The 22,358-nt window shown below is 73.6% G+C and carries 19 protein-coding genes; 12 read left to right on the top strand and 7 right to left on the bottom strand.

Going from position 1 to position 22,358, the window contains the following annotated elements:
- Nucleotides 1-38: 38 nt before the first annotated feature.
- The 3 genes from ABT369_RS02620 to ABT369_RS02610 are packed head-to-tail and all read right to left on the bottom strand — an operon-like array spanning nucleotide 39 to nucleotide 2,895.
- On the bottom strand, nucleotides 39-1,208 hold the full coding sequence (locus tag ABT369_RS02620; protein WP_350609924.1) for a class I SAM-dependent methyltransferase: 1,170 nt from the start codon (nucleotides 1,206-1,208) through the stop codon (nucleotides 39-41).
- Nucleotides 1,205-2,482, bottom strand: a complete 1,278-nt coding sequence (locus tag ABT369_RS02615; protein ID WP_350609923.1) for an FAD-dependent oxidoreductase — start codon at nucleotides 2,480-2,482, stop codon at nucleotides 1,205-1,207. The genes ABT369_RS02620 and ABT369_RS02615 overlap by 4 nt, the downstream gene beginning before the upstream one ends.
- Nucleotides 2,479-2,895, bottom strand: a complete 417-nt coding sequence (locus ABT369_RS02610) for a hypothetical protein (RefSeq protein WP_350609922.1) — start codon at nucleotides 2,893-2,895, stop codon at nucleotides 2,479-2,481. The genes ABT369_RS02615 and ABT369_RS02610 overlap by 4 nt, the downstream gene beginning before the upstream one ends.
- A 112-nt stretch (nucleotides 2,896-3,007) precedes the next feature.
- Here ABT369_RS02610 and ABT369_RS02605 point away from each other — a divergent pair, with 112 nt between their 5' ends.
- From ABT369_RS02605 to groL, 8 genes are all read left to right on the top strand, one after another.
- Complete coding sequence (locus ABT369_RS02605) at nucleotides 3,008-3,337, top strand: TcmI family type II polyketide cyclase (RefSeq protein ID WP_350609921.1); 330 nt, start codon at nucleotides 3,008-3,010, stop codon at nucleotides 3,335-3,337.
- Nucleotides 3,334-4,341: a methyltransferase gene (locus ABT369_RS02600; RefSeq protein ID WP_350609920.1), complete on the top strand. Its 1,008-nt coding sequence runs from the start codon at nucleotides 3,334-3,336 to the stop codon at nucleotides 4,339-4,341. Before ABT369_RS02605 ends, ABT369_RS02600 begins: the two co-directional genes overlap by 4 nt.
- A 77-nt stretch (nucleotides 4,342-4,418) precedes the next feature.
- Nucleotides 4,419-5,534, top strand: a complete 1,116-nt coding sequence (locus ABT369_RS02595; protein WP_350609919.1) for a glycosyltransferase — start codon at nucleotides 4,419-4,421, stop codon at nucleotides 5,532-5,534.
- On the top strand, nucleotides 5,531-6,784 hold the full coding sequence (locus ABT369_RS02590; protein WP_350609918.1) for a cytochrome P450 family protein: 1,254 nt from the start codon (nucleotides 5,531-5,533) through the stop codon (nucleotides 6,782-6,784). Before ABT369_RS02595 ends, ABT369_RS02590 begins: the two co-directional genes overlap by 4 nt.
- Nucleotides 6,784-7,938: a nucleotide disphospho-sugar-binding domain-containing protein gene (locus ABT369_RS02585; RefSeq protein ID WP_350609917.1), complete on the top strand. Its 1,155-nt coding sequence runs from the start codon at nucleotides 6,784-6,786 to the stop codon at nucleotides 7,936-7,938. Before ABT369_RS02590 ends, ABT369_RS02585 begins: the two co-directional genes overlap by 1 nt.
- The gene (locus ABT369_RS02580) at nucleotides 7,935-9,368 is read left to right on the top strand and encodes an NDP-hexose 2,3-dehydratase family protein (protein WP_350609916.1); all 1,434 of its coding nucleotides are present in this window, start codon (nucleotides 7,935-7,937) and stop codon (nucleotides 9,366-9,368) included. The genes ABT369_RS02585 and ABT369_RS02580 overlap by 4 nt, the downstream gene beginning before the upstream one ends.
- Nucleotides 9,365-10,357, top strand: coding sequence for a Gfo/Idh/MocA family protein (locus ABT369_RS02575; RefSeq protein ID WP_350609915.1), 993 nt, complete (start codon nucleotides 9,365-9,367; stop codon nucleotides 10,355-10,357). The genes ABT369_RS02580 and ABT369_RS02575 overlap by 4 nt, the downstream gene beginning before the upstream one ends.
- 239 nt (nucleotides 10,358-10,596) lie before the next feature.
- Nucleotides 10,597-12,216: a chaperonin GroEL gene (gene groL, locus ABT369_RS02570; RefSeq protein WP_350609914.1), complete on the top strand. Its 1,620-nt coding sequence runs from the start codon at nucleotides 10,597-10,599 to the stop codon at nucleotides 12,214-12,216.
- Nucleotides 12,217-12,275: 59 nt separating this feature from the next.
- Here the strand turns inward: groL and ABT369_RS02565 are convergent, their stop codons facing one another.
- A complete protein-coding gene (locus ABT369_RS02565) occupies nucleotides 12,276-13,370 on the bottom strand; it encodes a dipeptidase (protein ID WP_350609913.1) in 1,095 nt (364 codons plus the stop codon).
- Nucleotides 13,371-13,461: 91 nt separating this feature from the next.
- On the opposite strand from ABT369_RS02565, the gene ABT369_RS02560 reads away from it, so the two are divergent.
- The gene (locus ABT369_RS02560) at nucleotides 13,462-13,701 is read left to right on the top strand and encodes a hypothetical protein (RefSeq protein WP_350609912.1); all 240 of its coding nucleotides are present in this window, start codon (nucleotides 13,462-13,464) and stop codon (nucleotides 13,699-13,701) included.
- Between the two features lie 98 nt (nucleotides 13,702-13,799).
- Here ABT369_RS02560 and ABT369_RS02555 read toward each other — a convergent pair whose 3' ends face one another.
- Complete coding sequence (locus tag ABT369_RS02555; protein ID WP_350609911.1) at nucleotides 13,800-14,735, bottom strand: GNAT family N-acetyltransferase; 936 nt, start codon at nucleotides 14,733-14,735, stop codon at nucleotides 13,800-13,802.
- A 696-nt stretch (nucleotides 14,736-15,431) separates the two neighbouring features.
- Here ABT369_RS02555 and ABT369_RS02550 point away from each other — a divergent pair.
- The gene (locus ABT369_RS02550) at nucleotides 15,432-15,677 is read left to right on the top strand and encodes a hypothetical protein (RefSeq protein ID WP_350609909.1); all 246 of its coding nucleotides are present in this window, start codon (nucleotides 15,432-15,434) and stop codon (nucleotides 15,675-15,677) included.
- Between the two features lie 199 nt (nucleotides 15,678-15,876).
- On the opposite strand, the gene ABT369_RS02545 is transcribed toward ABT369_RS02550, so the two are convergent.
- Nucleotides 15,877-18,180 (bottom strand): S8 family serine peptidase, encoded by a 2,304-nt coding sequence (locus ABT369_RS02545; protein ID WP_350609907.1) that lies wholly within the window; start codon nucleotides 18,178-18,180, stop codon nucleotides 15,877-15,879.
- A 62-nt stretch (nucleotides 18,181-18,242) separates the two neighbouring features.
- Here ABT369_RS02545 and ABT369_RS02540 point away from each other — a divergent pair, with 62 nt between their 5' ends.
- Nucleotides 18,243-19,811 (top strand): phytoene desaturase family protein, encoded by a 1,569-nt coding sequence (locus ABT369_RS02540; RefSeq protein WP_350609905.1) that lies wholly within the window; start codon nucleotides 18,243-18,245, stop codon nucleotides 19,809-19,811.
- Here the strand turns inward: ABT369_RS02540 and ABT369_RS02535 are convergent, their stop codons facing one another.
- Nucleotides 19,812-20,252: an SRPBCC family protein gene (locus ABT369_RS02535; protein WP_350609903.1), complete on the bottom strand. Its 441-nt coding sequence runs from the start codon at nucleotides 20,250-20,252 to the stop codon at nucleotides 19,812-19,814. It abuts the gene before it with no gap.
- Nucleotides 20,253-20,320: 68 nt separating this feature from the next.
- Here ABT369_RS02535 and ABT369_RS02530 point away from each other — a divergent pair, with 68 nt between their 5' ends.
- On the top strand, nucleotides 20,321-22,168 hold the full coding sequence (locus ABT369_RS02530) for a glycerol-3-phosphate dehydrogenase/oxidase (RefSeq protein ID WP_350609901.1): 1,848 nt from the start codon (nucleotides 20,321-20,323) through the stop codon (nucleotides 22,166-22,168).
- The last annotated feature ends 190 nt before the right edge of the window (nucleotides 22,169-22,358 follow it).

Genomic DNA, 22,358 nt, shown 5'->3' with positions numbered 1-22,358 from the left:
AAACAAGGGGGGCCCGCCGAGCGGCGGGCCCCCCTTGTTCATTGCGCTCGGCGGGGTGGCAGGCCGGAGCGCGGGATCCACGGCGGCAGCGAGCCCTCGGCGTTGACCGACTTCTCGATCACCGCCACGCCTCGGTAGAAGTGCACGGCGCCGATGTTGCGGTCGAAGTACCGCGCCTGCGCCGGATCGAGGCCGGGCCGGTCCTCGTAGTGCAGGCCGTCGGCGAGCGTCTTGAGGAAGCCGACCGACGTGTCCGGCGAGTTCAGGTCCGTCGGGCTGCCGCCGAAGCCCTGGAAGTAGGAGAACATCAGGTCCTCCACCACGTAGTAGCCGCCCGGGCGCACGTAGGGCAGCAGCGCGCGCAGCGACACCACGACGTGCCCGGACATGTGGCTGCCGTCGTCCACGATGATGTCGAACGGGCCGTACTGCTCGGCCATCTCGCGCAGGTAGGCGGGGTCGCTCTGGTCGCCGCGCAGCGTGGTGACGCGGGGCTCGTCGTGCGCGGACTTGTCGAAGATGTCCAGCCCGTAGATGAGGCCGCGGCGGAAGTACCGCTTCCACGTGCGCAGCGAGCCGCCGCCGAGGTGCGGCTGCTCGTAGCCGCCGATGCCGATCTCGAGCAGCCGGACCGGCTCGTCACGCAGCTCGCTGAAGTGCCGCTGGTAGTGCGGGGCGAACCAGTGCAGGCCGCCCCACTTGTCGGTGCCGTAGCGCACGGCCAGCTCGCCCAGGCTCGGCTCGCGCGGGTCGACGGCGCCGAGCAGCGCGTCGGCGGCCCGGGCGACCGGTTCGAGCTTCACGAGGTACGCCTTCGGGTTCGGCGGGCCGTCCTCGTCGCGCCCCAGGCGCAGCTCCACCCGGCGGGTGTGCCCGGCCCGGGCGCCGGCGGGGCCGTAGACCGCGTGGACGAGGTCGGCGAGCTCGTACGACATCCACATCGGCGCGTCCGGGTCCAGTCCGGCGGCGGCGGTGGCCCCCTTGCCGGACAGGGTGACGACGAACCCGAGCGTCCGCTCGCCGTGCACCAGGTCGAGCTGGATGTTCACCTCGGGCAGGTCCGCCGGGGGCGCGGCTCGGAAGCGCAGCTCCGCCACAACGGCCTCGGCGACCGGCTCGGGGCCGAGCCGGTCGACGGCGGCGCGCACGCCGTCCGGCCGGCCGCCCACGGCGAGGATCAGGGCCTCGACGGTCTCCTGTTCGGTCATGCGATCTCCCTCACGGTTGTGGTGGTCCCGTCGCGCAGTGCGGGGCGCGGCGGGCGTTCGCGGAGCAGGCCGAGGCCGACCAGCCGGGCCGGCGGGCCGCCCAGCGCCGGGAAGCGCTGCATCAGCCGGATCGGCGGCGCGGGCTTCGCGCCGGTGCGGCCGATGTTCTGCTCGGCGTCGGGGCCGTCGCCGGTGAACACGTCGCGCTGGATCACCCGCTGCAGCCCCTGCACGAGCACGGTCGGCCACCGGCGGCGGCGCTGCACCGCGGCCAGCTGCCGCACGGTGGGCGCCCGCCCGGCCGCGAGCACGCCGCCGAGCAGCCGGGCGGTGGCGACCGCGTCCTGGACGGCGAGGTTGATGCCGACCCCGGCGATCGGGGACATGGCGTGCGCGGCGTCGCCGATGCAGAGCACGCCCGGGGCGTACCAGCGGCGCAGCCGGTCGATCCGCACGTCCAGCACGCGCACGTCGTCCCACGAGCCCAGCTCGCCGATCCGGTCGGCCAGCCACGGCAGGAGCGCCACGGCGGTGCGCCGCACCACGTCGACGTCCTGGGTCCGGAGGCGCTCGTAGGAGCCCTTCTGGATGAGGTACGCCACCTGCCAGTAGTCGCCGCGGTCGACGAGCACCATGCCGCGGCCGTTGGAGAAGCGGATGACGAGGCCCCCGGGATCGTCCGGGTGGCGGGGCAGCCGGAACCACAGGGTGTCCTCGGGGGCGCCGAAGTGGCGGCGGTACGGGTCCAGCCCCGCCAGCCGCCGCACGTCCGACGAGCGCCCGTCGCAGGCCACGGTCAACGCGGCCGCGAGCCGGTGGGTCTCGCCCTGCGCGTCGGTGTACTCGACGCCGGCCACGCGCCCGTCCGACTCCCGCAGCCCGGTCACCGTCGCCCGCATGACCAGCCGGAACGTCGGCTCGGCGGCGCCCGCCTCGGCCAGCAGGTTCAGCAGGTCCCACTGCGGGGCCATGGCCAGGTACGAGTACGGCGGCGGCAGTCGCGTGAAGTCGGGCAGCACGAACGTGCCCCCGTCGAGCTGGACCCGCACCCGGTCCAGCCGCTGGTGCGGGATCTTCTGGAACCGCTCGCCCAGGCCGAGCTCGTCGAGCAGGCGCAGCGTCGAGGCGTGCACGGTGTCGCCGCGGAAGTCGCGCAGGAAGTCGCCGTGCTTCTCCAGCACCGTGACCCGCACGCCGCAGCGGGCCAGCAGCAGCCCGAGGAACAGCCCGGCCGGCCCGCCGCCGACCACGCAGCAGTCGGTCTCCTCGCTCATGCCGGGTCCCGCCCGGCGGCCAGCGCGGGCGCCTGGGACAGCAGGACGACCGCCGTGCGCACCAGCTCCTCCGGCTCCAGCGCGCCCGCGCGGATGCCCCGCAGGCAGTGGATGAGCAGCCCCTGCTCCAGCAGGTCGGGGGAGGCGACCAGGTGCCGCAGCGCGGCCAGCAGGTCCTCGCCGGACAGCTCGCCGCGGGCCCAGGCCAGCAGTGGCGCCCGGCGTTCGGGCGGGACGCCGAGCAGGCCGGCGACGTGGTCCGCGGCCCGGTCGTCCGGGCTGTGCTGTCCGGTCGTGAGCTGTCCGGTCGTGAGCAGGAAGGCGAGCACGGCGGCCACCGGCTCCCGCGCGCGTTCGCTCAGTTCGGCGCAGCCGTCCGGGACATCGGGTCTATCGAAAGCGGTGATGGCCATGAGCGGAACGTAAATGCCGTCGCTGGAGTGCTCCTTGAGAGCTGATGGACGCACCCGGGCCGGTCCGGCGCGAGTCCATCCCGGTTCAATCCGTCGCTGCCAAGCTGGCCGCGTGAAGCACAAGATTCTGATGATCGGCCGCCTGCCGGAGGGCAACGAGCAGCGGATCGCCGAGGTCTTCGGCGCCCACGACGGCACCGACCTGCCCCGGCAGATCGGCGCGCAACGGCGCACCCTCTACGGCTTCCGCGGCCTGTACCTGCACCTGGTCGAGGCCGACGGCGAGTTCCGGCAGCGCCTCTACGAGAACCGTGACCACCCCTTGTTCCAGGAGGTGAACCGGCAGATGTCGACGCTCATCACGCCGTACGACCCGCAGTGGCCGACCATGCGCGACGCCGAGGCGAAGCCGTTCTACGAGTGGACGGCGGAGTTGCCATGACCGTCACTCGCGCGAGCGTCAACGAGATGATGCGCGCCTACAAGAAGACGAGCCTGTTGCGTACCGCCGTCGAGCTGGGCGTGTTCGACGCCGTGCACGGCGGCGCCGGCACGGCCGCGGCGGTGGCCGAACACGCCGGGGCCGACCCGCGCGGCATGCGCATCCTGCTCGACGCCCTGGCCGCGGTCGGGCTGCTCACCGCCGACGGCGAGCGGTACGCCCTCGCCGACGGGGCGGCCGACGTGCTCGTCAGCTCCGCCCCGGGCTACCTCGGCGACATGACCCGCGTCGTGGTCAGCCGCTTCGAGTGGGACTCGCTCGGCCGCCTCGCCGACGCCGTGCGCCACGGCGGCACCGTCGAGGAACAGAACGCCGAGACGCCGGGCTTCGCCTACTGGGAGACGTTCGCGGAGTACGCCTCCGCCGTCACCCTGCCGACCGCGAAGGTCATGGGCGACCTGCTCGAGCCGTGGGCGGCCGGCCGCGACCCGCTGTCGATCCTCGACGTCGCCTGCGGGCACGGCCTCTACGGCTTCACCCTCGCCCGGCGCTTCCCGCAGTCCCGGGTGACCGGGCTCGACTGGGACAACGTGCTGCCGATCACCGAGAAGCACGCGGTCGAGCTCGGCGTGCACGACCGGGCCGGGTTCATCGCCGGCGACATGTTCGAGGTCGGCTACGAAGGCCCGCACGACCTGGTGCTCGTCACCAACGTGCTGCACCACTTCGACGAGGAGCGGTGCACCGAGCTGCTGACCCGGGCCGCCCGGGCGCTCAAGCCCGGCGGCCGGCTCGGCGTCGTGAGCTTCGTGCGCGACGGTGCCCCGGCCGAGGACCCGGAGCCGTACCTCTTCTCGATCCTCATGCTGTCGTGGACGGCCGCCGGCGAGGTGCACTCGCAGCAGGCCCACCACGACATGATCACGAACGCGGGCTTCACGAACATCGTCCAGCGGCAGGTGCCCGGGCTGCCGTTCCACGTGCTGGTCGCCGAGCGGGCCTGAGCCCCGCTCCAGTGCTTGCTTGGAGCCCGCGGTCACGTCCCCGCGGCCGCGGGCCCCCGTCGTCTGGAGTTTCCCGCATGCGCGTCCTCGTGACCACGTGTCCGGCGCACGGACACTTCCTGCCCCTCGTATCCCTGTGCTGGTCGCTGCGCGCGGCCGGCCACGACGTGCTCGTCGCCACGCCCGAGCCCTTCGTCGCCTACGCCGCCACCGCCGGACTGCCGGTCGTGGCCGCGACCGACCCCTTCGACCCGCGCGCCGTGATGCGCCCGGAGCCGTCGGCCGACCGGCGGGAGCTGCTGACCGGCACCGGCCGCGGCTTCGGCCGGCTCGCCGCGCGGACCGTCGACGGCCTCGCCGGCCTGGTCGAGTCCTGGCGGCCCGGCCTGGTGCTGACCGAGCCGACCGAGTTCGCGGGGCCGATCGCCGCCGCCGCGCTCGGGGTGCCGTTCGCGATCCAGACGTACGGCATCGCCAGCCGCCGCGAGCTGCACGACGCCGCGCACGACGAGCTGGCGCCGGTCTACGCCCGCTTCGGCCTGCCCGGCCGCCCCCGCGAGGCGCTCCGCCTCGACGTCTGCCCCGCGGAGCTCCAGCTGCCGCGGCAGCCTGCGAGCCGCCGGATGCGCTACGTGCCGTACAACGGCGCCGCCGAGACTCCGGGGGACCTCGGGGACCCGGGGCGCCCGCTCGCCGTGCTGACCGCGGGATCGTTCCTCGGCCGCGCGCCCGCAGTGCAGGCGCTGCTGCTCGGCATCGTCGAGCGCCTCGGCACCCTCGGCCTCACGGTCGCCCTCGCCGTCGACCCGGCCGTGCGCGACCAGCTGGGCCCGCTGCCGGAGCACGTCGTCGCGGCCGGCTGGCTCTCGCTCGACCAGGTGCTGCCCCGGGCCGCCGTCGCGATCCACCACGGCGGCGCCGGCACCACGATGACGTGCGTCGCCCACGGGGTGCCGCAGATCGCGATGCCGTTCGTGAACGACAACTTCGACCACGGCGAGCGGGTCGCCGAGGCCGGCGCGGGCCGCTGCGTGCCCGGCGCCGAGGCCGACCCGGCGCTCGTCTCGGCCGCGGTGGAGGAGCTGCTCGGCGACCCCTCGGTGGTGTCGGCCACGGGCCGCCTGGCGGCCGACAACGCCGCCGCCCCGCCGCCGCCCGCCCTGGTGCCGCTGCTCGCGGAGGTGGCGTCGTGACGGTCGAGGTGCTCCCGGACCCGTTCGCGGCCGTCCACGACGCCGACCCGTACGCGTTGCTGGCCGAACTCCGCGAGGCCGGCCCCGTGCACCGCGCCCGCACCGGCGACGGGCAGTGGGTGTGGCTCGTGACCCGCTACGCCGAGGCGCGCGTCCTGCTCGCCGACCCGCGGATGAGCCGCGACCCGCGCAACGCCCGCGCCGACTGGCTGGCCGCCAACCGGGCCAACCCGACGGCCGACCCGAGCGTCATGGCGCCGCACGTGGGCATCACAGACGGCGCCGACCACGCGCGGCTGCGCCGGCTCGTCTCCGGCGTCTTCGCGGCCGGGCCGGTCCGGCACCTGCGGGCCCAGGTCGACCGGCTCGCCCACGACCTCGTCGACGGGCTCGCCGGGCGGGACGCGGCAGACCTCGTGACCGCGTTCGCCGAGCCGCTGCCGGCGATGGTGATCTGCGAGCTGCTCGGCGTGCCCGAGGCGGACCGGGACCGGTTCCGCGGCTGGATTCGCGCGATCGTCGCCGACGACGCCGAGGCCGGGCCCGAGGAGTCGGCGCGGCGGCGCGAGGCGGCGGTGCGGGGCCTGTTCGACTACCTCGACGAGCTGATCGCCGCGGCCCGCCGCGCGCCGGGGGAGGGGCTCGTGTCGACCCTCGCCGCCGCGGCGGCCGACGGCGACCGGCTCACCGGGCCCGAGCTGCGCTCGACGCTGTTCGTGCTGCTCATCGGCGGCTACGAGACCACCCTCGGATTCCTCGCCACGAGCGTGCTGCACCTGCTGGCCGACCCCGGCCGGTGGCGGGCCCTGCACGCCGAGCCCGGGCGCTGCGCGGACGCGGTCGAGGAGCTGCTGCGCTACGACGGGTCGGTCAAGACGTCGTTCTGGATGTTCCCGACCGAGCCCGTCCACCTCGGCGGGGCCGAGCTGCGGCCCGGCGACCCGGTCATGGTGTCCTTCGCCGCCGCCAACCGCGACCCGGCGGCCAACGCCGAGCCCGACCGGCTGCTGCTGGGCCGCGCGGAGCCGCGGCATCTCGCCTTCGGGCACGGGCCGCACTACTGCCTGGGCGCCCCGCTGGCCCGGGTCGAGGCGAGCGCCGGCCTGGCCGCGCTGGCCGCCCGGTGCCCGGAGCTGTCCCTGGCCGTACCGCCGCGGGAAGTCGGCTGGCAGCACAGCCCGATCGTGCGGTCCCCGCTGGCGCTGCCCGTGCACCCCGGGCGCGTCCTCGGCCGGACGGAGACCCGCTGATGCGCCTGCTCTTCACCAGCTGGGCGTGGCCGTCCCACCTGCACCCGATGATCCCGCTCGCCTGGGCCGCGCGCCTGGCCGGCCACGACGTCCTCGTCGCCGGCCAGCCCGCCATCGTGCCCGAGATCTGCGCGGCCGGGCTGCCGGCCGCGCGCATCGGCACCGACGTGGACCTCGCGGCCCTCATCCCGAACATGCCCGCCGCGCCCTCGCGCGCCCGCGCGGCCGATCGCCCGGCTGATCGCCCGGTCGAGCACCCGCTGGCGATCTTCACCGCGATGGCCGGGGCGATGCTGCCCGGCCTGACCGAGCTCGTCGAGCGGTGGCGGCCGGACGTCATCGTGCACGAGCCGACGACGTACGCGGCCCCGATCGTCGCCGTCCGGGCCGGCCTCCCGCACGTGCGCCACCTGTGGGGCGTCGACTTCCCGCAGACCCTGCGCCGGTGGGAGGCCGAGGCCCTCGCCCCGCTCGCCGAGCGCGCCGGGGTCGCGGTGCCGGACCCGCGCGGGGCGTTCACCATCGACCCCTGCCCGCCCGGCCTGCAGCTCGAGCCCGACGGGCCCCGGCAGGCGGTGCGGCACGTGCCGTACAACCGCGACGCCATCTGGCCCGGGCCACTCCCGCGAAACTCGGGCCGGCCGCGGGTCTGCGTGACCTGGGGCTCGGTCCTGGGCCGCTACGGCGGCGGCGGGAGCGACGCCGCCCGGGTGGTGGCCGCCGTGGCCAAGCTCGGCGTCGACGTGGTCGTCACCGTGGCCGCGCGCGACCGGGCCGGCTTCGGGGCCGTGCCGGACAACGTCGTGCTGCTCGAGCACGCCCCGCTCGCCCAGCTGCTGCCCGGTTGCGCGGCGATCGTCTCGCCGGGCGGCGGCGGCACCTTCATGACCGCGGTGGTGCAGGGCGTGCCGCAGGTGATCTGCCCGGGCGTACCCGACCAGAAGCTCAACGCCTCCCAGCTCGCGAAGGCCGGCGCGGCGATCGACCTCGGCTCGCCCGACCCCGACGACTCGCTCATCCGCGACGCCGTCGAGCGGCTTCTGGAGGAGCCCTCGTTCGCGTCCCGCGCCGGTGTTCTGCGCGCCGAGGCCGAGGCGGCTCCCAGTCCTACCGAAGTCCTGAGTCACCTCTCACGGATCGGAGACCAAGCATGAACACGGCAACCGGCGTGCGGGACCTGCGGGTGTCCCTCGCCGAGCGGATCGCCCGCTCGGCGATGGCCCTGGACAGCCCCGTCACCCCCAACGACGAGTTCCGCGACTGGTGGGCCGGCCGCGCGGCCGCGCTGCGCCAGCAGGTGACCCGCATCCCCTTCGCCGAGCTGGGGCAGTGGTCCTTCGACCCGGCGACGGGCAACCTCGGGCACGCCAGCGGCCGGTACTTCCTCATCGAGGGCCTGCACGTGCGCAGCGACTACGGCCCGGTGCCGCAGTGGAGCCAGCCGATCATCCACCAGCCCGAGATCGGCATTCTCGGCATCCTCGTGCGCGAGTTCGACGGGGTGCTGCACTGCCTGATGCAGGCCAAGACCGAGCCGGGCAACTGCAACGACCTGCAGCTCTCGCCCACGGTCCAGGCCACCCGCAGCAACTACACCCAGGTGCACGGCGGCCGGGCGGTGCCCTACCTGCGGCACTTCCGCGAGGCGCGGCCGGAGCAGATCATCGCCGACGTGCTGCAGTCCGAGCAGGGCTCCTGGTTCTTCCGCAAGCGCAACCGCAACATGATCGTCGAGATCGACGAGGACGTGCCGGTCGGCGAGGACTTCCGCTGGGTGACCATCGGTCAGCTGCACCGGCTGCTCAACGTGGACAACCTGGTGAACATGGACTCCCGTACGGTCCTGTCCTGCCTGCCGTTCTCCGGACCCGGCCTCGGCGGCGCGTTCTCGCACGCCGACGACGACTGGGCCGTGGCCACCGTGCGCTCGCTGACCGGGGAGCGGGCCCAGCACACCACCGGCGAGATCATGAGCTGGATCACCGACTGCCAGAGCCGGCACGAGGTCGTCACCCGGCTGGTCCCGCTCAACCAGGTCGAGCGCTGGCACCGGGAGGACGACGCGATCTCGCACGAGGAGGGGCGGTACTTCAGCGTCATCGCGGTCGACGTCGAGGCCCGCGGCCGCGAGATCGCCGCGTGGCGCCAGCCGCTGCTGGAGCCGCACGGGCTCGGCCTGGCCGCGTTCCTGGCCCGGCGCATCGACGACGTGCTCCACGTGCTGGTCAACGCCCGCGTCGAGCCCGGCTACCTGGACGTGGTCGAGCTCGCCCCGACGGTGCAGTGCACCCCGGACAGCTACCGGCACCGGCCCGCGCATGAGCGCCCGGCCCACCTCGACACGGTGCTCAACGCGCCGCGGGAGAGCATCCGGTACGACACCGTCCTGTCGGAGGAGGGCGGCCGCTTCTACCGCGCGGAGAGCCGCTACGTCGTGGTCGAGCCCGCCGACGACGTCGAGATCGAGGAGACGCCCGACCACCGCTGGATGACCCTGGAGCAGCTCGCCGACCTGCTGCGGCACAGCCACTACGTCAACGTGCAGGCCCGCACGCTGGTGACCGGGCTGCGGGGGGCCTGGTGAGCGCCCCGCTGCGGGTCGGTGTGCTGGGCTGCGGCAGCATCGCCAAGCGCAAGGCGCTGCCGTCCCTGGTCGCGTGCCCGGGCACCGTCGTGGCGGCGGTCGCCAGCCGGGACAAGGACAAGGCGGCCCGGTACGCCGCCGAGTTCGGCGGCGAGCCGGTCGGCTACGAGGAGCTGCTCGCCCACCCCGGCGTCGACGCCGTGTACCTCGCGGTGCCGACTGGCCTGCACCACGAGTGGACGCGGGCCGCGCTCGAGGCCGGCAAGCACGTGCTCGCCGAGAAGCCGCTGACCACCTCGGCCGCGGACACCCGCGAGCTGGTGGAGCTGGCCGCGGCGCGCGGGCTGGTGCTGCGGGAGAACTTCGTCTTCCCGCACCACGCCCAGCACCGGGCGGTCCGGGAGCTGCTGGCCGCCGGGCGGATCGGCGAGCCGCGCTCGTTCGACGCCGTGTTCTGCATCCCGCCGCTTCCCTCGACCGACGTCCGGTACTCCCCGCAGCTCGGCGGCGGGGCGCTGCTCGACCTCGGGGTGTACCCGATCCGGGCCGCCCAGGACCTCTTCGGCGAGCTGGAGCTCGTCGGCGCCTGCCTGCGCGAGGACCCGGGCACGGGGGTCGACGTAGGCGGCAGCGCGCTGCTGGTCTCGGCCGGCGGGGTGATGGTCGGGGTCCGGTTCGGGCTGGAGCACGCGTACGGGTCGTGGTACACGGCCTGGGGCTCCACCGGCCGGCTCCTGCTCGACCGGGCGTTCACCGCCCCGGCCGGCCTCGAGCCAGTGGTGCGTATCACGGACGCCCAGGGCGAGCACGAGGAGCGGCTGCCCGCCGACGACCAGTTCCGGCGCGCGTTCGAGGCCTTCGCGGCGCAGGTGCGCGAGGGCCGCCACGAGCCGGATCCGGCCACGCTGCGCACCGCGGAACTGGTCGATGAGGTGCGGCTCAGCGCCCGCCGGGCCTCCTCCGCCGGTTCACCTGGCGGGCTTGCCTGATTGCTTGCACTCGACGGGCCAGAGTGCTAAACAAGGACTTGGCACTCCCAACCGGTGAGTGCCAAGGTCGGGACGGTGCAGTCCTCCGGTGGGCAACCACCTGAGGCTGGTCGTCGCGGGCTCATCCGGCCCGACCGCCGGGGATCCCGCCTGGGTCCTCGAAGGTGCGAAAGCAGGCGGTGAGCCGCCGGCCCCACGGGGTCGTGGCGAATCGTGAGTGTCCAGGAGGACAACGCCGAATGGCCAAGATTATCGCGTTCGACGAAGAGGCGCGCCGCGGTCTCGAGCGGGGCATGAACCAGCTCGCCGACGCCGTCAAGGTGACCCTCGGCCCCAAGGGCCGCAACGTCGTGCTCGAGAAGAAGTGGGGCGCCCCCACCATCACCAACGATGGTGTGAGCATCGCCAAGGAGATCGAGCTCGAGGACCCGTACGAGAAGATCGGCGCCGAGCTGGTCAAGGAAGTCGCGAAGAAGACCGACGACGTCGCCGGTGACGGCACGACGACGGCCACCGTGCTCGCGCAGGCGCTGGTCCGCGAGGGCCTGCGCAACGTCGCGGCCGGCGCGAACCCGATGGCCCTCAAGCGCGGCATCGAGGCGGCTGTCGCCTCCGTCGCCGACGAGCTGGCCAACCTCGCCAAGGACGTGGAGACCAAGGAGCAGATCGCCTCCACCGCCTCCATCTCCGCCGGTGACAGCACCGTCGGCGAGATCATCGCCGAGGCGATGGACAAGGTCGGCAAGGAAGGCGTCATCACCGTCGAGGAGAGCAACACCTTCGGCCTCGAGCTCGAGCTCACCGAGGGCATGCGCTTCGACAAGGGCTACATCTCGCCCTACTTCGCGACCGACAGCGACCGGATGGAGGCCGTCCTCGACGACCCCTACATCCTCATCGTCGAGTCGAAGATTTCCGCGGTGAAGGACCTCCTCCCGGTGCTGGAGAAGGTCATGCAGGCGGGCAAGCCGCTCGCGATCATCGCCGAGGACGTCGAGGCCGAGGCCCTGGCGACCCTCGTCGTGAACAAGATCCGTGGCACGTTCAAGTCGGTCGCCGTCAAGGCCCCCGGCTTCGGTGACCGCCGCAAGGCGATGCTCGCCGACATCGGCATCCTCACCGGTGGCCAGGTCATCAGCGAGACCCTCGGTCTCAAGATCGAGAACGCCGACCTGGGCCTGCTCGGCCGCGCCCGCAAGGTCGTGGTGAGCCGGGACGAGACCACCATCGTCGATGGTGCCGGTGACGCCGAGGCGATCAACGGCCGGGTCGCCGAGATCCGTGCCGAGATCGAGAAGAGCGACTCGGACTACGACCGCGAGAAGCTGCAGGAGCGCCTGGCCAAGCTGGCCGGCGGCGTTGCGGTCATCAAGGTCGGCGCGGCCACCGAGGTCGAGCTCAAGGAGCGCAAGCACCGCATCGAGGACGCCGTGCGCAACGCGAAGGCGGCCGTCGAGGAGGGCATCGTGCCCGGCGGTGGCGTGGCCCTCGTGCAGGCCGGCAAGACCGCGTTCGACAAGCTGGACCTCGTCGGCGACGAGGCCACCGGCGCGAACATCGTCAAGGTCGCGCTCGACGCCCCGCTGCGTCAGATCGCCGTGAACGCGGGCCTCGAGGGCGGCGTCGTCGTCGAGCGCGTGCGCAACCTGGAGGCCGGCCACGGTCTCAACGCCGCCACCGGCGAGTACGTCAACCTGCTCGCCGAGGGCATCATCGACCCGGCCAAGGTGACGCGCTCCGCGCTGCAGAACGCCGCCTCCATCGCGGCGCTGTTCCTCACCACGGAGGCCGTGGTGGCGGACAAGCCGGAGAAGGACAAGGCGCCGGCCGCGCCCGGCGGCGGCGACATGGACTTCTGAGTCCACCAGCTCCAACAACGCGGGCCGGCTCCTCCGGGGGCCGGCCCGCTTTGCTGTCCTCAGCCGCAGGTGGCCTTGAAGACTCGCATGGTGTTGTCCCAGGCCAGCTTCCGCAGCTCCGGCTCCGACCAGCCGCGCTCGGACAGCTCGGCCAGCAGGGCCGGATACGCCGACACGTCCGGCAGGCCCTCGGGCACGATCTCGGTGCCGTCGAAGTCGCCGCCCAGGCCGACCGCGTCCACGCCCGCCACCGCGCGCACGTGTTCGACGTGGTCGGCTGCGTCCCGCACCGTCGTCGGCGGGCTCGGGTTGGCGTCCATCCAGGCCTGGCGCTCGCGCAGGAACTCCGGCGAGTCCCACGGTGCCGCGATCGCGTCCTCCACCCGCGCCAGCTCCTCGCCCCACTCGCGGCAGGCGTTGGTCAGGAAGAACGGCACGAACGTCACCATCACCACGCCGCCGGAGTCCCGCACGCGCAGGAGCACGTCGTCGGGGACGTTGCGGCGGTGGTCGCACAGCGCCCGGGCCGAGGAGTGCGAGAAGAAGGCCGGGTGCGCCGAGGTGTCCAGGGCCGCGTGCATGGTCTGGTCGGACACGTGCGACAGGTCGCAGAGCATCCCCAGGCGGTTCAGCTCGCGCACGACCTCGCGGCCGAACGTCGACAGGCCGTTGGATGCGGGCGTGTCCGTCGCGCTGTCGGCCCAGTCGGTGTTGCGGGAGTGGGTCAGCGTGAGGTACCGAATCCCGAGCTTGTGCAATGAGCGCAGGACCACCAGGGAGTTGTCGAGGCAGTGGCCGCCCTCGGCGCCCAGCAGGCACGCTATGCGGCCGGTCGAGCGGGCCCGCTCGACCTCGTAGGCGTTCGTGGCCAGCGCGAGGGCCGAGGGGTAGCGATCGACCAGGCTCCGGACCAGTTCGACCTGCTCGACGACCTGGACGGCGGCCTGGGGCTCGGGGCGGTCGTTCGGCACGTACACGCTCCAGAACTGCGCACCCACGCCGCCGCGGCGCAGGCGGGGCAGGTCGGTGTGCAGGCCGGTGCTCGAGAGGTCGGTGCTCAGATCCACGTCGGCCCCGCGCACCCGCAGGCGCCACGGCAGATCGTTGTGCCCGTCCATCACCAGCAAGCCGTCCAGCACCACTGAGCCGTTCATAGCCCGACCTTAGGTCCCGGATATGCGCGTTTTGCCGTCAACATGCGAACGGTCCTCATATGGTGAGGTCGGGCCGACATGAGGGGGGATCATGGGCAAGTCCAAGAAGAACAGCAGCAGCTTCGACTCCGGCCAGAGCATCGAGCGCGGCATGCACCGCAGCGAAGACGATCTCGGCTACCTGGACCAGGACCTCACCGACGACATGACGATCACGCCCGACTCGATCATGACGGGCGAGTCCACCAACGCGAACACGGCAACGATGCGCGCGCGCACCAAGACGCAGTCTTCGCTGCAGAAGAAGCGCGGCAATCAGCCGGACATGTAGACGACGTCGGCGCCCGTGGCATGACGGGGGATCACGGGCACCGGCGGCACGTGTGTGGGGTAGGACCGTGGTGAACCCACGGCCTGCCCTACATGCGTTTACAGGTCCTTTGTGTACATCCAGAACACGCGCTCCACCCTGGCGCCAACAGCCTTGGAGTAGAACCCGATCGGGCCCGCCCAGCCGATCTGCGCCGACCGCAGGCCCAGCGAATACTGGTCGGCGAGGCAGCGACGCAGCAGGACTCGTCCCACGCCGAGCCCCTCGGCGGCCGGAGCGGTGCCCATGGGGCCGAACCAGCTCGGGCGGTTGGCGCCGTACGCCGCGAAGCCCAGGATCTCGCCGTCGCGCACGGCCACGTAACAGCCGGCGCCGTCGCGGCCCAGCGACTCCTCGACCTCCCACGCCCAGCCGTCGCCCCAGATCGAGCGCACCCACGAGGCCGTGTCGGGCCCGGCCGGCAGGACCTTCACGCCCTGCCCCTCGAGCCGCGCTTCGTCGAGCCGCGCTTCTCCCAACCGCTTTTCGTCCAGCCGCTTTCCGTCCTGCCGCGGCTCGTCCGTCCCCGACTCGTTCGCCGGGGCTAGCCGGGTGAGATCCGCGGTCATGTTCCAGGCGGTGTCGGTCACCTCGTACCCGGCGCGCCGCGCCAGACACACCGCCGGCGTGTACCGCACGTCGACGCCCGGCCACGCATAGCAAGGCGGGTTGCCGCCGAGCCGCACCCGCGTAGCGCCCAGGTCCGCGAGGCGCTCCTCGGCGGCCCGCAGCAGCGCCGCCCCGACCCCACGACGGCGAGCCTCCGGCAGCACGGCGAGCAGCTCGACGTGCCCGAGCCGCGGGTCGGCATCGCTGATGGACGCGAAGGCGACGGCGGTACCGTCCGAAGCCCCCACCCGCACCACCACCCGCCCGCTCGGCGGCGCCGCGAGCCGGGCCGCGAGCACATCGGCCTCGGCGGCGTCCTCCGGCAGGTCGAGCGCCCGGGCGAGCAGCGCCCCGACCCCGGCAAGCCCGTCGAGATCCACGATCATTTGGTAAACATACCTAACTGTTTGCGGCTGCGTCCGCCCACGTCACACGGATGTGAGCAAAACGCAAACCACGGATCGCGCTGCTCCAGAATCCGACAAAAACATAAAAAGCCAAATGTCGCCTGACAGGCCACAAATCCGATATTTAACCACGCGAACCGCTCGACTTTTTGCGCCAAGAACCGACGGCACTGAGCAGTCGGGCGTGGCCAACGGCGTGTGGGGTGCAACGATCACCCACGGGCGCTCCAAGCGCACGGCAGAAGCGAAATGCCCGACTTGTCGCGCCGGCAAAACCGGCAGCACCGGCCAGGCTGGAACGCCGCCGCCGCGCGGCGCCGCGAATGCCGCCGAAGCCCCGTGCGGGCTAGTGCGGGTCCGAGCGCCGCGAATGCCGCCGAAGCCCCGAGAAGCCCGGTGCGGCCCGCCGGCCAGGTCGGTGCGGGCCCGAGCGCCGCGGATGATGCCCGCCCGCGTGTAGGGCGGCGAGCAGAGCCGGGCCGTCGCGGTCCGACATCAACACCACGTCGGCGAGGATGAGGTCGAGTGTCGAAGGCTTCCTCTCCGTTGCGAGTCGTGGCACCGGCCAGTGCGGGCCGAGCGGCGGCTGAGGCGCGCCACCAGTGTCGCGGCCTCCCCGCCCAGGGCGGTCGCGACAAAGGCCCGGTTACAGCAGCCTCGTCGGCGCGACGGCGAGTGGCCGACCACGGTCACCTTGCCGCCGCCGCCCAGCTCGCCCAGCAGTGGAGGCCGGTCCTGCGGCGGAGGTCGGCCCGGCAACTGCTGGGCCACTCCGAGCACATCGGCGCCCCGACCACGCCCGGCTTCGCGGGCGCCGGCGGCGCCTCGGCCAACCCCGACGTTGTCTGGCCGCTCGTCCGCGACCTCACTCCGCTGCGCGAAGCCGACGGCCCTGCGGCAAGGTCCGGAGGAAGTTCCTGATTCACGAAAGAGAAAGGCTCGATGAAGGGGTGGGCGAGGGAGTTCACGTGGCTCCAGGGTGCCCCGTTCCGACTTGCTAAAAGCACCATACAGGATTGACAAAAACTGATGGGCTTGATCGATACTCTGCGTAGTTGTGTGAGCTGAGCTGTGGGTTTCCAAGGGGCTGGGCGAGCAGGACTCAAGGGAGTTGAGGGGGCTAGGGGGTTTTGAGTGCGACCGCGGCCTGGACGGCTGCGTAAGCGTCGATCAGGCCGGCGCCGACGGTGTTGGACAAGGCGCCGCACGCGGTGCCCGCCAGCGTTGCCGGGCGTGTCGTTGTGCGGAGGATGTCGCGCGTCCTGGCGATGTTGCCGATCAGCGACGGGTTGGCCGACCACATCAGCGCGACCACGCCCGCCACGTGTGGCGTGGCCATCGACGTGCCGCTCAGCACGTCGTAGCCGCCGCCCGGCAGGGCCGACAGGATGTCCACGCCGGGGGCCATCAGGTCCGGCTTCGACAGGCCGTCGGCCGTTGGGCCGCGGCTGGAGAAGTCGGCCACGCGCGTGGTGCGGTCCACGGCGCCGACCGTCAGGGTCGCGGCGTAGTTCGCCGGTGGGTCGGTGACGGACTCGCAGCGCGGGCCGGTGTTGCCCGCCGCCGCGACGAAGAAGATCCCCGCGGCCGCGAAGGCGTCGATCGCGGGGCGCATCGAGAACTCGTCGCAGCCCTCGACCGCCGGGCAGCCCCACGAGTTGGTCAGCACCTGCGGGGCGCGCTCCGGGTGGCCCGCGTGCCAAGGGTCGGCGCCCGGCGCGTAGGGGGCGAGCATGAACTGCAGGCACGTCACGTAGTTGGCCATGCTGCCCAGGTTGCGGGGCAGGTTCTCGCACGCGGTCCACTCGGCGCCGGGCGCGACGCCGACGCCCTTGCCGACCGCGGTGGCCATCGTGTGCGTGCCGTGGCCGTTGTGGTCCGTGGGCGTGCGCGCGCCGTCGTAGGGGTCGAGCCACGAGTCGTCGCCGCCGCGGAAGTTGCCGCGCAGGGCCGGGTGGGTGCCGTCGACGCCCGAGTCCGAGCTGCCCACGACGATGCCCTTGCCGGTGGAATACCGCTCCCAGACCCGATCCGCCCCGATCAGCGTCAGGTTCCAGGGCGTCGACGTCGGGGCGGGCCGCGACCCGTGCATCGGCTCGGCGACGGCCGGCAGCGGGCGCAGCTGCGGGTTGAGCAGCACGTGGGCGACGTCGGAGCGGCCCGCCAGCCACTGCCGGGCGACCGGGCCCGCGTCCACCTCGACGCCGTTGACCAGGTAGAACGGGGTGAACGCCACGTGCTTGGAGCGCAGGTCGGCCCGCAGCGCGGCCTGGGTGCGCTCGGCGGTCGCGACCAGCCGCTCGTAGGTCGCCCGCGCCCGCGCGCCGCGATCGGGCATCGAGGCGAGCCCGCTCAGGTCGGCCTGCTCGCGCATGACCACGAAGAGCCGCTCGCCGTAGAGCCCGGGCCGCCCGAGCCCGACATACACCGTCGCGCCCGCCGCGGCCACCACGAGCGCGAGCGCTCCGGCGAGCCAGGCGTGCCAGCGCACCCGCCGGAACACGACCAGCACCAGGATCGCGGTGAGCACGGCCAGCACGCCCGCCGCGGCGGCGCCGATGGCACCCCAGAAGAGCCCGTCGCGCAGGCCCAGGATGAGCGAGGTCTCGTCGGGGTCGACGAGCGCGAGCGGGCCGAACAGCACCGGCGTGAGCAGCGCGACGACCGAGGGCATCCCGGCCCGGCGCAGCGCGGCCAGGGCGAACGCGGCCGGGGGCACGCACAGCAGGGCGAGGAGCTGCACCGCCGGCTCGCCGACCCCGGCCGCGAGCGGCACCAGCGCCACCCCCGCGAGCAGGCCGCCAACCGCCGCCCGGCCCCAGGCGTTGCCGCCCGTCGGCGTGCGGATGGTGAGCGTGAGCAGCGGGCGGGTCGCGAGCCAGGCGATCGCGAGCGCCGCCACCAGGGCGAGCACGGTCTCGGCCGCCCCGCCGAGCGCGCCCACCCACAGCCACGGCAGCAGGAGCAGCAGCCCGGCGGCGAGCGACAGCCAGGGCATCCAGCGGTCCGGCTCGATGCGCGGCTGCAGCGGCCCGGTGACGAGCCGGTGGACCAGGGCCGCCGCGGCGGCGAGCGCGGCCAGGACGGCGAGATAGACCTCGTGATAGGTCGGCGGCACCAGCCGCGCGACGCCCAGCAGCGCCCCGAAACCGGCGGCGAGGGCCCACTGCCGTCCCGCCAGCCGCGCGAACCACACCGGCGACAACAGGCCGAGCAGCAGCGCCGGCACCCCGGCCAGCACCAGGCTGGTCACCGCGACCGCGAGCCACAGCACGCGCGGCGCCGACTCGCCCTCGATGGTGAGCGTGTCGGCGATGAGCCAGAGGCCCGCATTCGGCACCACGACGACGAACGGCACCCAGAGGCCGAGCACGATGGTGAGGGCGAGCGACCAACCCCAGCTTCGTCTCGACGGCGCTGTCATGGTCCGGATGCTACGGGTCGGGTATGACAAAACGTGAGGACGCAAGAGGGAGACTCAGGGGCATGACCGAAACCGTCGACGCCGTCGTCATCGGCGCCGGGCACAACGGCCTGGTCGCCGCGAACATGCTCGCCGACGCGGGCTGGGACGTGGTCGTGCTCGAGGCGACCGAGCACGCCGGCGGGGCGGTCCGCTCGGCCGAGATCACCGCGCCCGGGTTCCTCAGCGACCTGTGCAGCGCGTTCTACCCGCTGTCGGCCGCCTCGCCGCCGCTGCTCGCGCTCGGCTTGGAGTCGCACGGCCTGCGCTGGACGCACGCGCCCGAGGTGGTGGCGCACCTGTTCCCCGACGGCCGCGCCGCCGTGATCAGTCGCGAGCTCGATCTCACGGCCGAGTCGCTCGAACGGTTCGCGCCGGGCGACGGCAAGGCTTGGCGGCAGTGGTACTCCGAATGGCGCAACCTCGCACCCGATCTCGTCCCCGCCCTGCTCACCCCGTTCCCTCCGATCCGCGCCGGTGCCCGCCTCGCGCGGACCGCGGGCGTCGGCGGCGCGCTGCGGCTCGGGCGGCGCTTCCTGGTGCCCGCGCGCGTGCTCGGCGAGGAGCTGTTCGCGGGTGAGGGCGCCCGGATGCTGCTCACCGGCCTGGCCCTGCACACCGATCTGGCCCCCGACGACGCGGCCGGCGGCGGCTTCGGCTGGCTGCTGGCGATGCTGGCGCAGCAGCACGGCTTCCCGGTCCCCGAGGGCGGCGCGCAGCAGATCACCGAGGCCCTGCTGCGCCGCTTCCCCGGCGTCGTGCACCGCCGCGCGGCGGTCGAGGAGGTGATCGTGGGCGGCGGCCGGGCGCTCGGCGTGCGCTGCGCGGACGGGCGGCTCTTCCGGGCCCGCCGGGCGGTCGTCGCGGACGTGCCCGCGCTCCCGCTGTACCAATCGATGATCAAGCCGGAGCATCTGCCCGGGCGGCTGCTGGCGGATCTGGCCGGCTTCCGCTGGGACAACGCCACGCTGAAGATCGACTGGGCGCTCTCGGGGCCGGTGCCGTGGATCTCGCCGGACGTCGCCGGGGCCGGCACGGTGCACGTGGGCGCGGACCCCGTGCGATACGCGGCGGACCTGTCGACGGGCCGCCCGCCCGAGGACCCCTTCCTGCTCGTGGGCCAGATGACGACGGCCGACCCGAGCCGTTCGCCGCTCGGGACCGAGTCGCTGTGGGCGTACACCCACCTCCCGCGCGGTATCACCGCGGAGCAGGTGTCCGCCCACGTGGAGCGCGTCACCGACGTGCTGCGGCGTCACGCGCCGGGCTTCGACGACCTGGTGCTCGCCCGCTATGTGTCCGGCCCCGCGGAGCTGCAGGCCAAGAACCCCTCGCTGGTCGACGGGGCGATCAACGGCGGGACGGCCGGGGCCTACCAGCAGGTCGTCTGGCGGCCGACGGCCGGGCTCGGGCGGGCGGACACGCCGATCGACCGGTTGTACCTCGCCAGCTCGAGCGCCCACCCGGGCGGCGGGGTGCACGGCGCGCCGGGTGCGAACGCGGCGCGCGCGGCGCTGGCCCGCAACCGGCCCCTGCTCGGCGACGCGTACCAGGCCGCGATCCACGCGGCCCTGCGCCGCATCTACCCCTGACTACCCCTTGCGGCGCTCGGCGAGGTCGGCCAGGCGCTGGAGGGCCTCGTTGTTGCGGAAGTGCAGGAAGACGTCGCCGACCTTGTTGCGCACGCTCAGCATCGGGCCATCGGTGAACTGCTCCTGCATCGTGATCCGGGTCGCCTGCTCGTCGAGCGGGTCGAGGGTGAACCGGACGTTGCCCGCGCCGAGCGGCCAGACGTGGACCTTCAGCAGCAGCATCCGCCCCGGGTCCCAGTCCAGGGACTCGCTGCGGTCCTTGATCGACACCGGCCAGGGGCCGGCCTTGTGGTGCAGCCGCGACCCGGGCGCCGGCCAGGCCTCGTCGACTTCCCGGACGTGTGCGGTGCCGACCACCCAGTCGGAGTACGACCAGCCGTCGGCGAGCACGGAGTACACGGTCTCGGCGGGTGCGCGCACGATGCGCTCGGTGATGGACACGTCACGTCTCATTCCCCCGCCCGGGCATCTCACACCAGTGGCGTGACGGGCGCGGCTACCGTGTAGTAGTGCGCCGTGAACCCTCCACGTCCCGCTTCGAGGCTTCCCGCCTGTCGCCCGCGCGCCGCGCCGGCGATGTGGCCCGCCTGCGCCGGGAGCGTTTCGACGTCCTGATCATCGGTGGTGGCGTGACGGGCGCCGGAGCCGCGCTCGACGCCGCCTCCCGCGGCCTGTCGGTCGCGCTGATCGAGGCCCGCGACCTGGCCGCCGGCACGTCGAGCCGCTCGTCCAAGCTCATCCACGGCGGCCTGCGCTACCTCGAGCAGCTCGAGTTCGGCCTGGTCGCCGAGGCCCTCCAGGAGCGCGGCCTGCTCGCGTCCCGGCTCGCGCCGCACCTCGTGCGCCCGGTGCCGATCCTGGTGCCGCTGCCGTCCCACAGCGGCTTCGCCGGGCTGGGGCAGCGGGTCTGGCAGCGCGCCTACTACGGCGCCGGCGTCGGGCTCTACGACGCCTTCGCCGCGTCCGCGCGCCTGCGCCGCTCGTCGCCGCGCGGGATGCCCCTGCACCGGCACCTGTCGCGGGCGGAGACGCACCGCCGCTTCCCGTCGCTGCGCGAGGACGCGATCAGCGGCGCGATCCAGTACTACGACGGCCAGGTCGACGACGCCCGGCTGGTCGCGACGCTCGCCCGCACCGCGGCCGGCCTCGGCGCCGCGATCGTGCCCAGCGCCCGCGCGGTCGGCCTGCTGCGCGACGCCCGCGAGGTCACCGGCGTGCGCGTGCGGGACCTGGAGTCGCGCGAGGAGTTCGAGGTGCGGGCGCGCACAGTCGTCGCCGCGACCGGCGTGTGGATGGACGACATCGCCGGCATGCTCACGGGCCAGGGCCCGCGCGAGTCCGCCGGCCTGCAGGTGCGGGCCAGCAAGGGGGTGCATCTGGTCGTACCGCGCTCGGCCATCACGGGAGAAGCCGGACTCATCCTGCGTACGCCCACGTCGGTCCTCTTCGTCATCCCGTGGGGCGGGCACTGGATCATCGGGACCACGGACACGGACTGGACCCTGGACCGGGGCCACCCCGCGGCGTCGGCGACGGACATCGCATACCTGCTGGGCCAGGTCAACGCCGTGCTGGACCGCCCCCTGGGCACGGAGGACATCGAGGGCGTCTACGCGGGCCTGCGCCCCCTGCTCTCCCGGGAGGCGCGGCACCGCCAGCCCCACAGCCGCGACGAGCAGACGTCGGCGCTCTCCCGCACCCACGCCGTGGTCGAGCCCATGCTGGGCCTGATGCTGATCGCCGGCGGCAAGTACACGACGTATCGCGTGATGGCGGCCGACGTCATCGACCGGGTGGCCCATCGCCTGGGCGGCCTGCGCCGGCACGGCGGCCTGGTGCCGGAGTCGCGGACGGCGGACCTGCCCCTGCTCGGCGCGGACGGGTACCATCCACTGTGGACGAACCGGGCGGATCTGGCCCGCCGTCACGGCCTGCCCGTGGGCGTGCTCGAGCACCTGCTCGAGCGCTACGGCTCGCTGGCCTTCGAGGTCCTCGCGCTCGACCCGGAGCTGCGCCGCCCGGTCGCGGGCGCGCCGGAGTACCTGGCGGCGGAGGTGGCGTACGCGGCCCTGGCCGAGGGCGCCCTGCACCTGGAGGACGTGCTGACCCGGCGCACGCGCATCTCGTTCGAGACGGAGCACCGCGGGACGGCCACGGCCCAGGACGCGGCCCGCGTGATGGGCGACGTGCTGGGCTGGGACGCCGCGACGCGCTCGCGTGAGGTGGACCACTACCTGGCGCGGGTGGCGGCGGAGCAGGAGTCCCAGCGCATGCCGGACGACCTGACCGCGGACGCGGCCCGCCTGGGCGCCCCGGACGTTCGAGGCTTCCAGGCGGACCGCGCGTCCGTGCTCTAGCGGGCGGCTTCGAGTTCGGCGGCCTGCGAAGGCTTCGTGCGCGGCGTCAAAGCCAGATGCGGCCCGCCGGTTGGCGGGCCGCATCTCGGGTGTCCGTGCTTTTTCAGTTGGCGGCCTCGAGTTCGGTGTTGGTGCCGCTGAACATGGTGCCGCTTGCGAAGCCGGAGGCGAAGCGCTCCTTGAGCATGTC

This window comes from Dactylosporangium sp. NPDC000244, from assembly GCF_040300725.1.
Taxonomy (GTDB): domain Bacteria; phylum Actinomycetota; class Actinomycetes; order Mycobacteriales; family Micromonosporaceae; genus Dactylosporangium.
The sequence above is the reverse complement of the archived record's forward strand: the minus strand, read 5'-3'. Positions and strand labels throughout refer to the sequence as shown.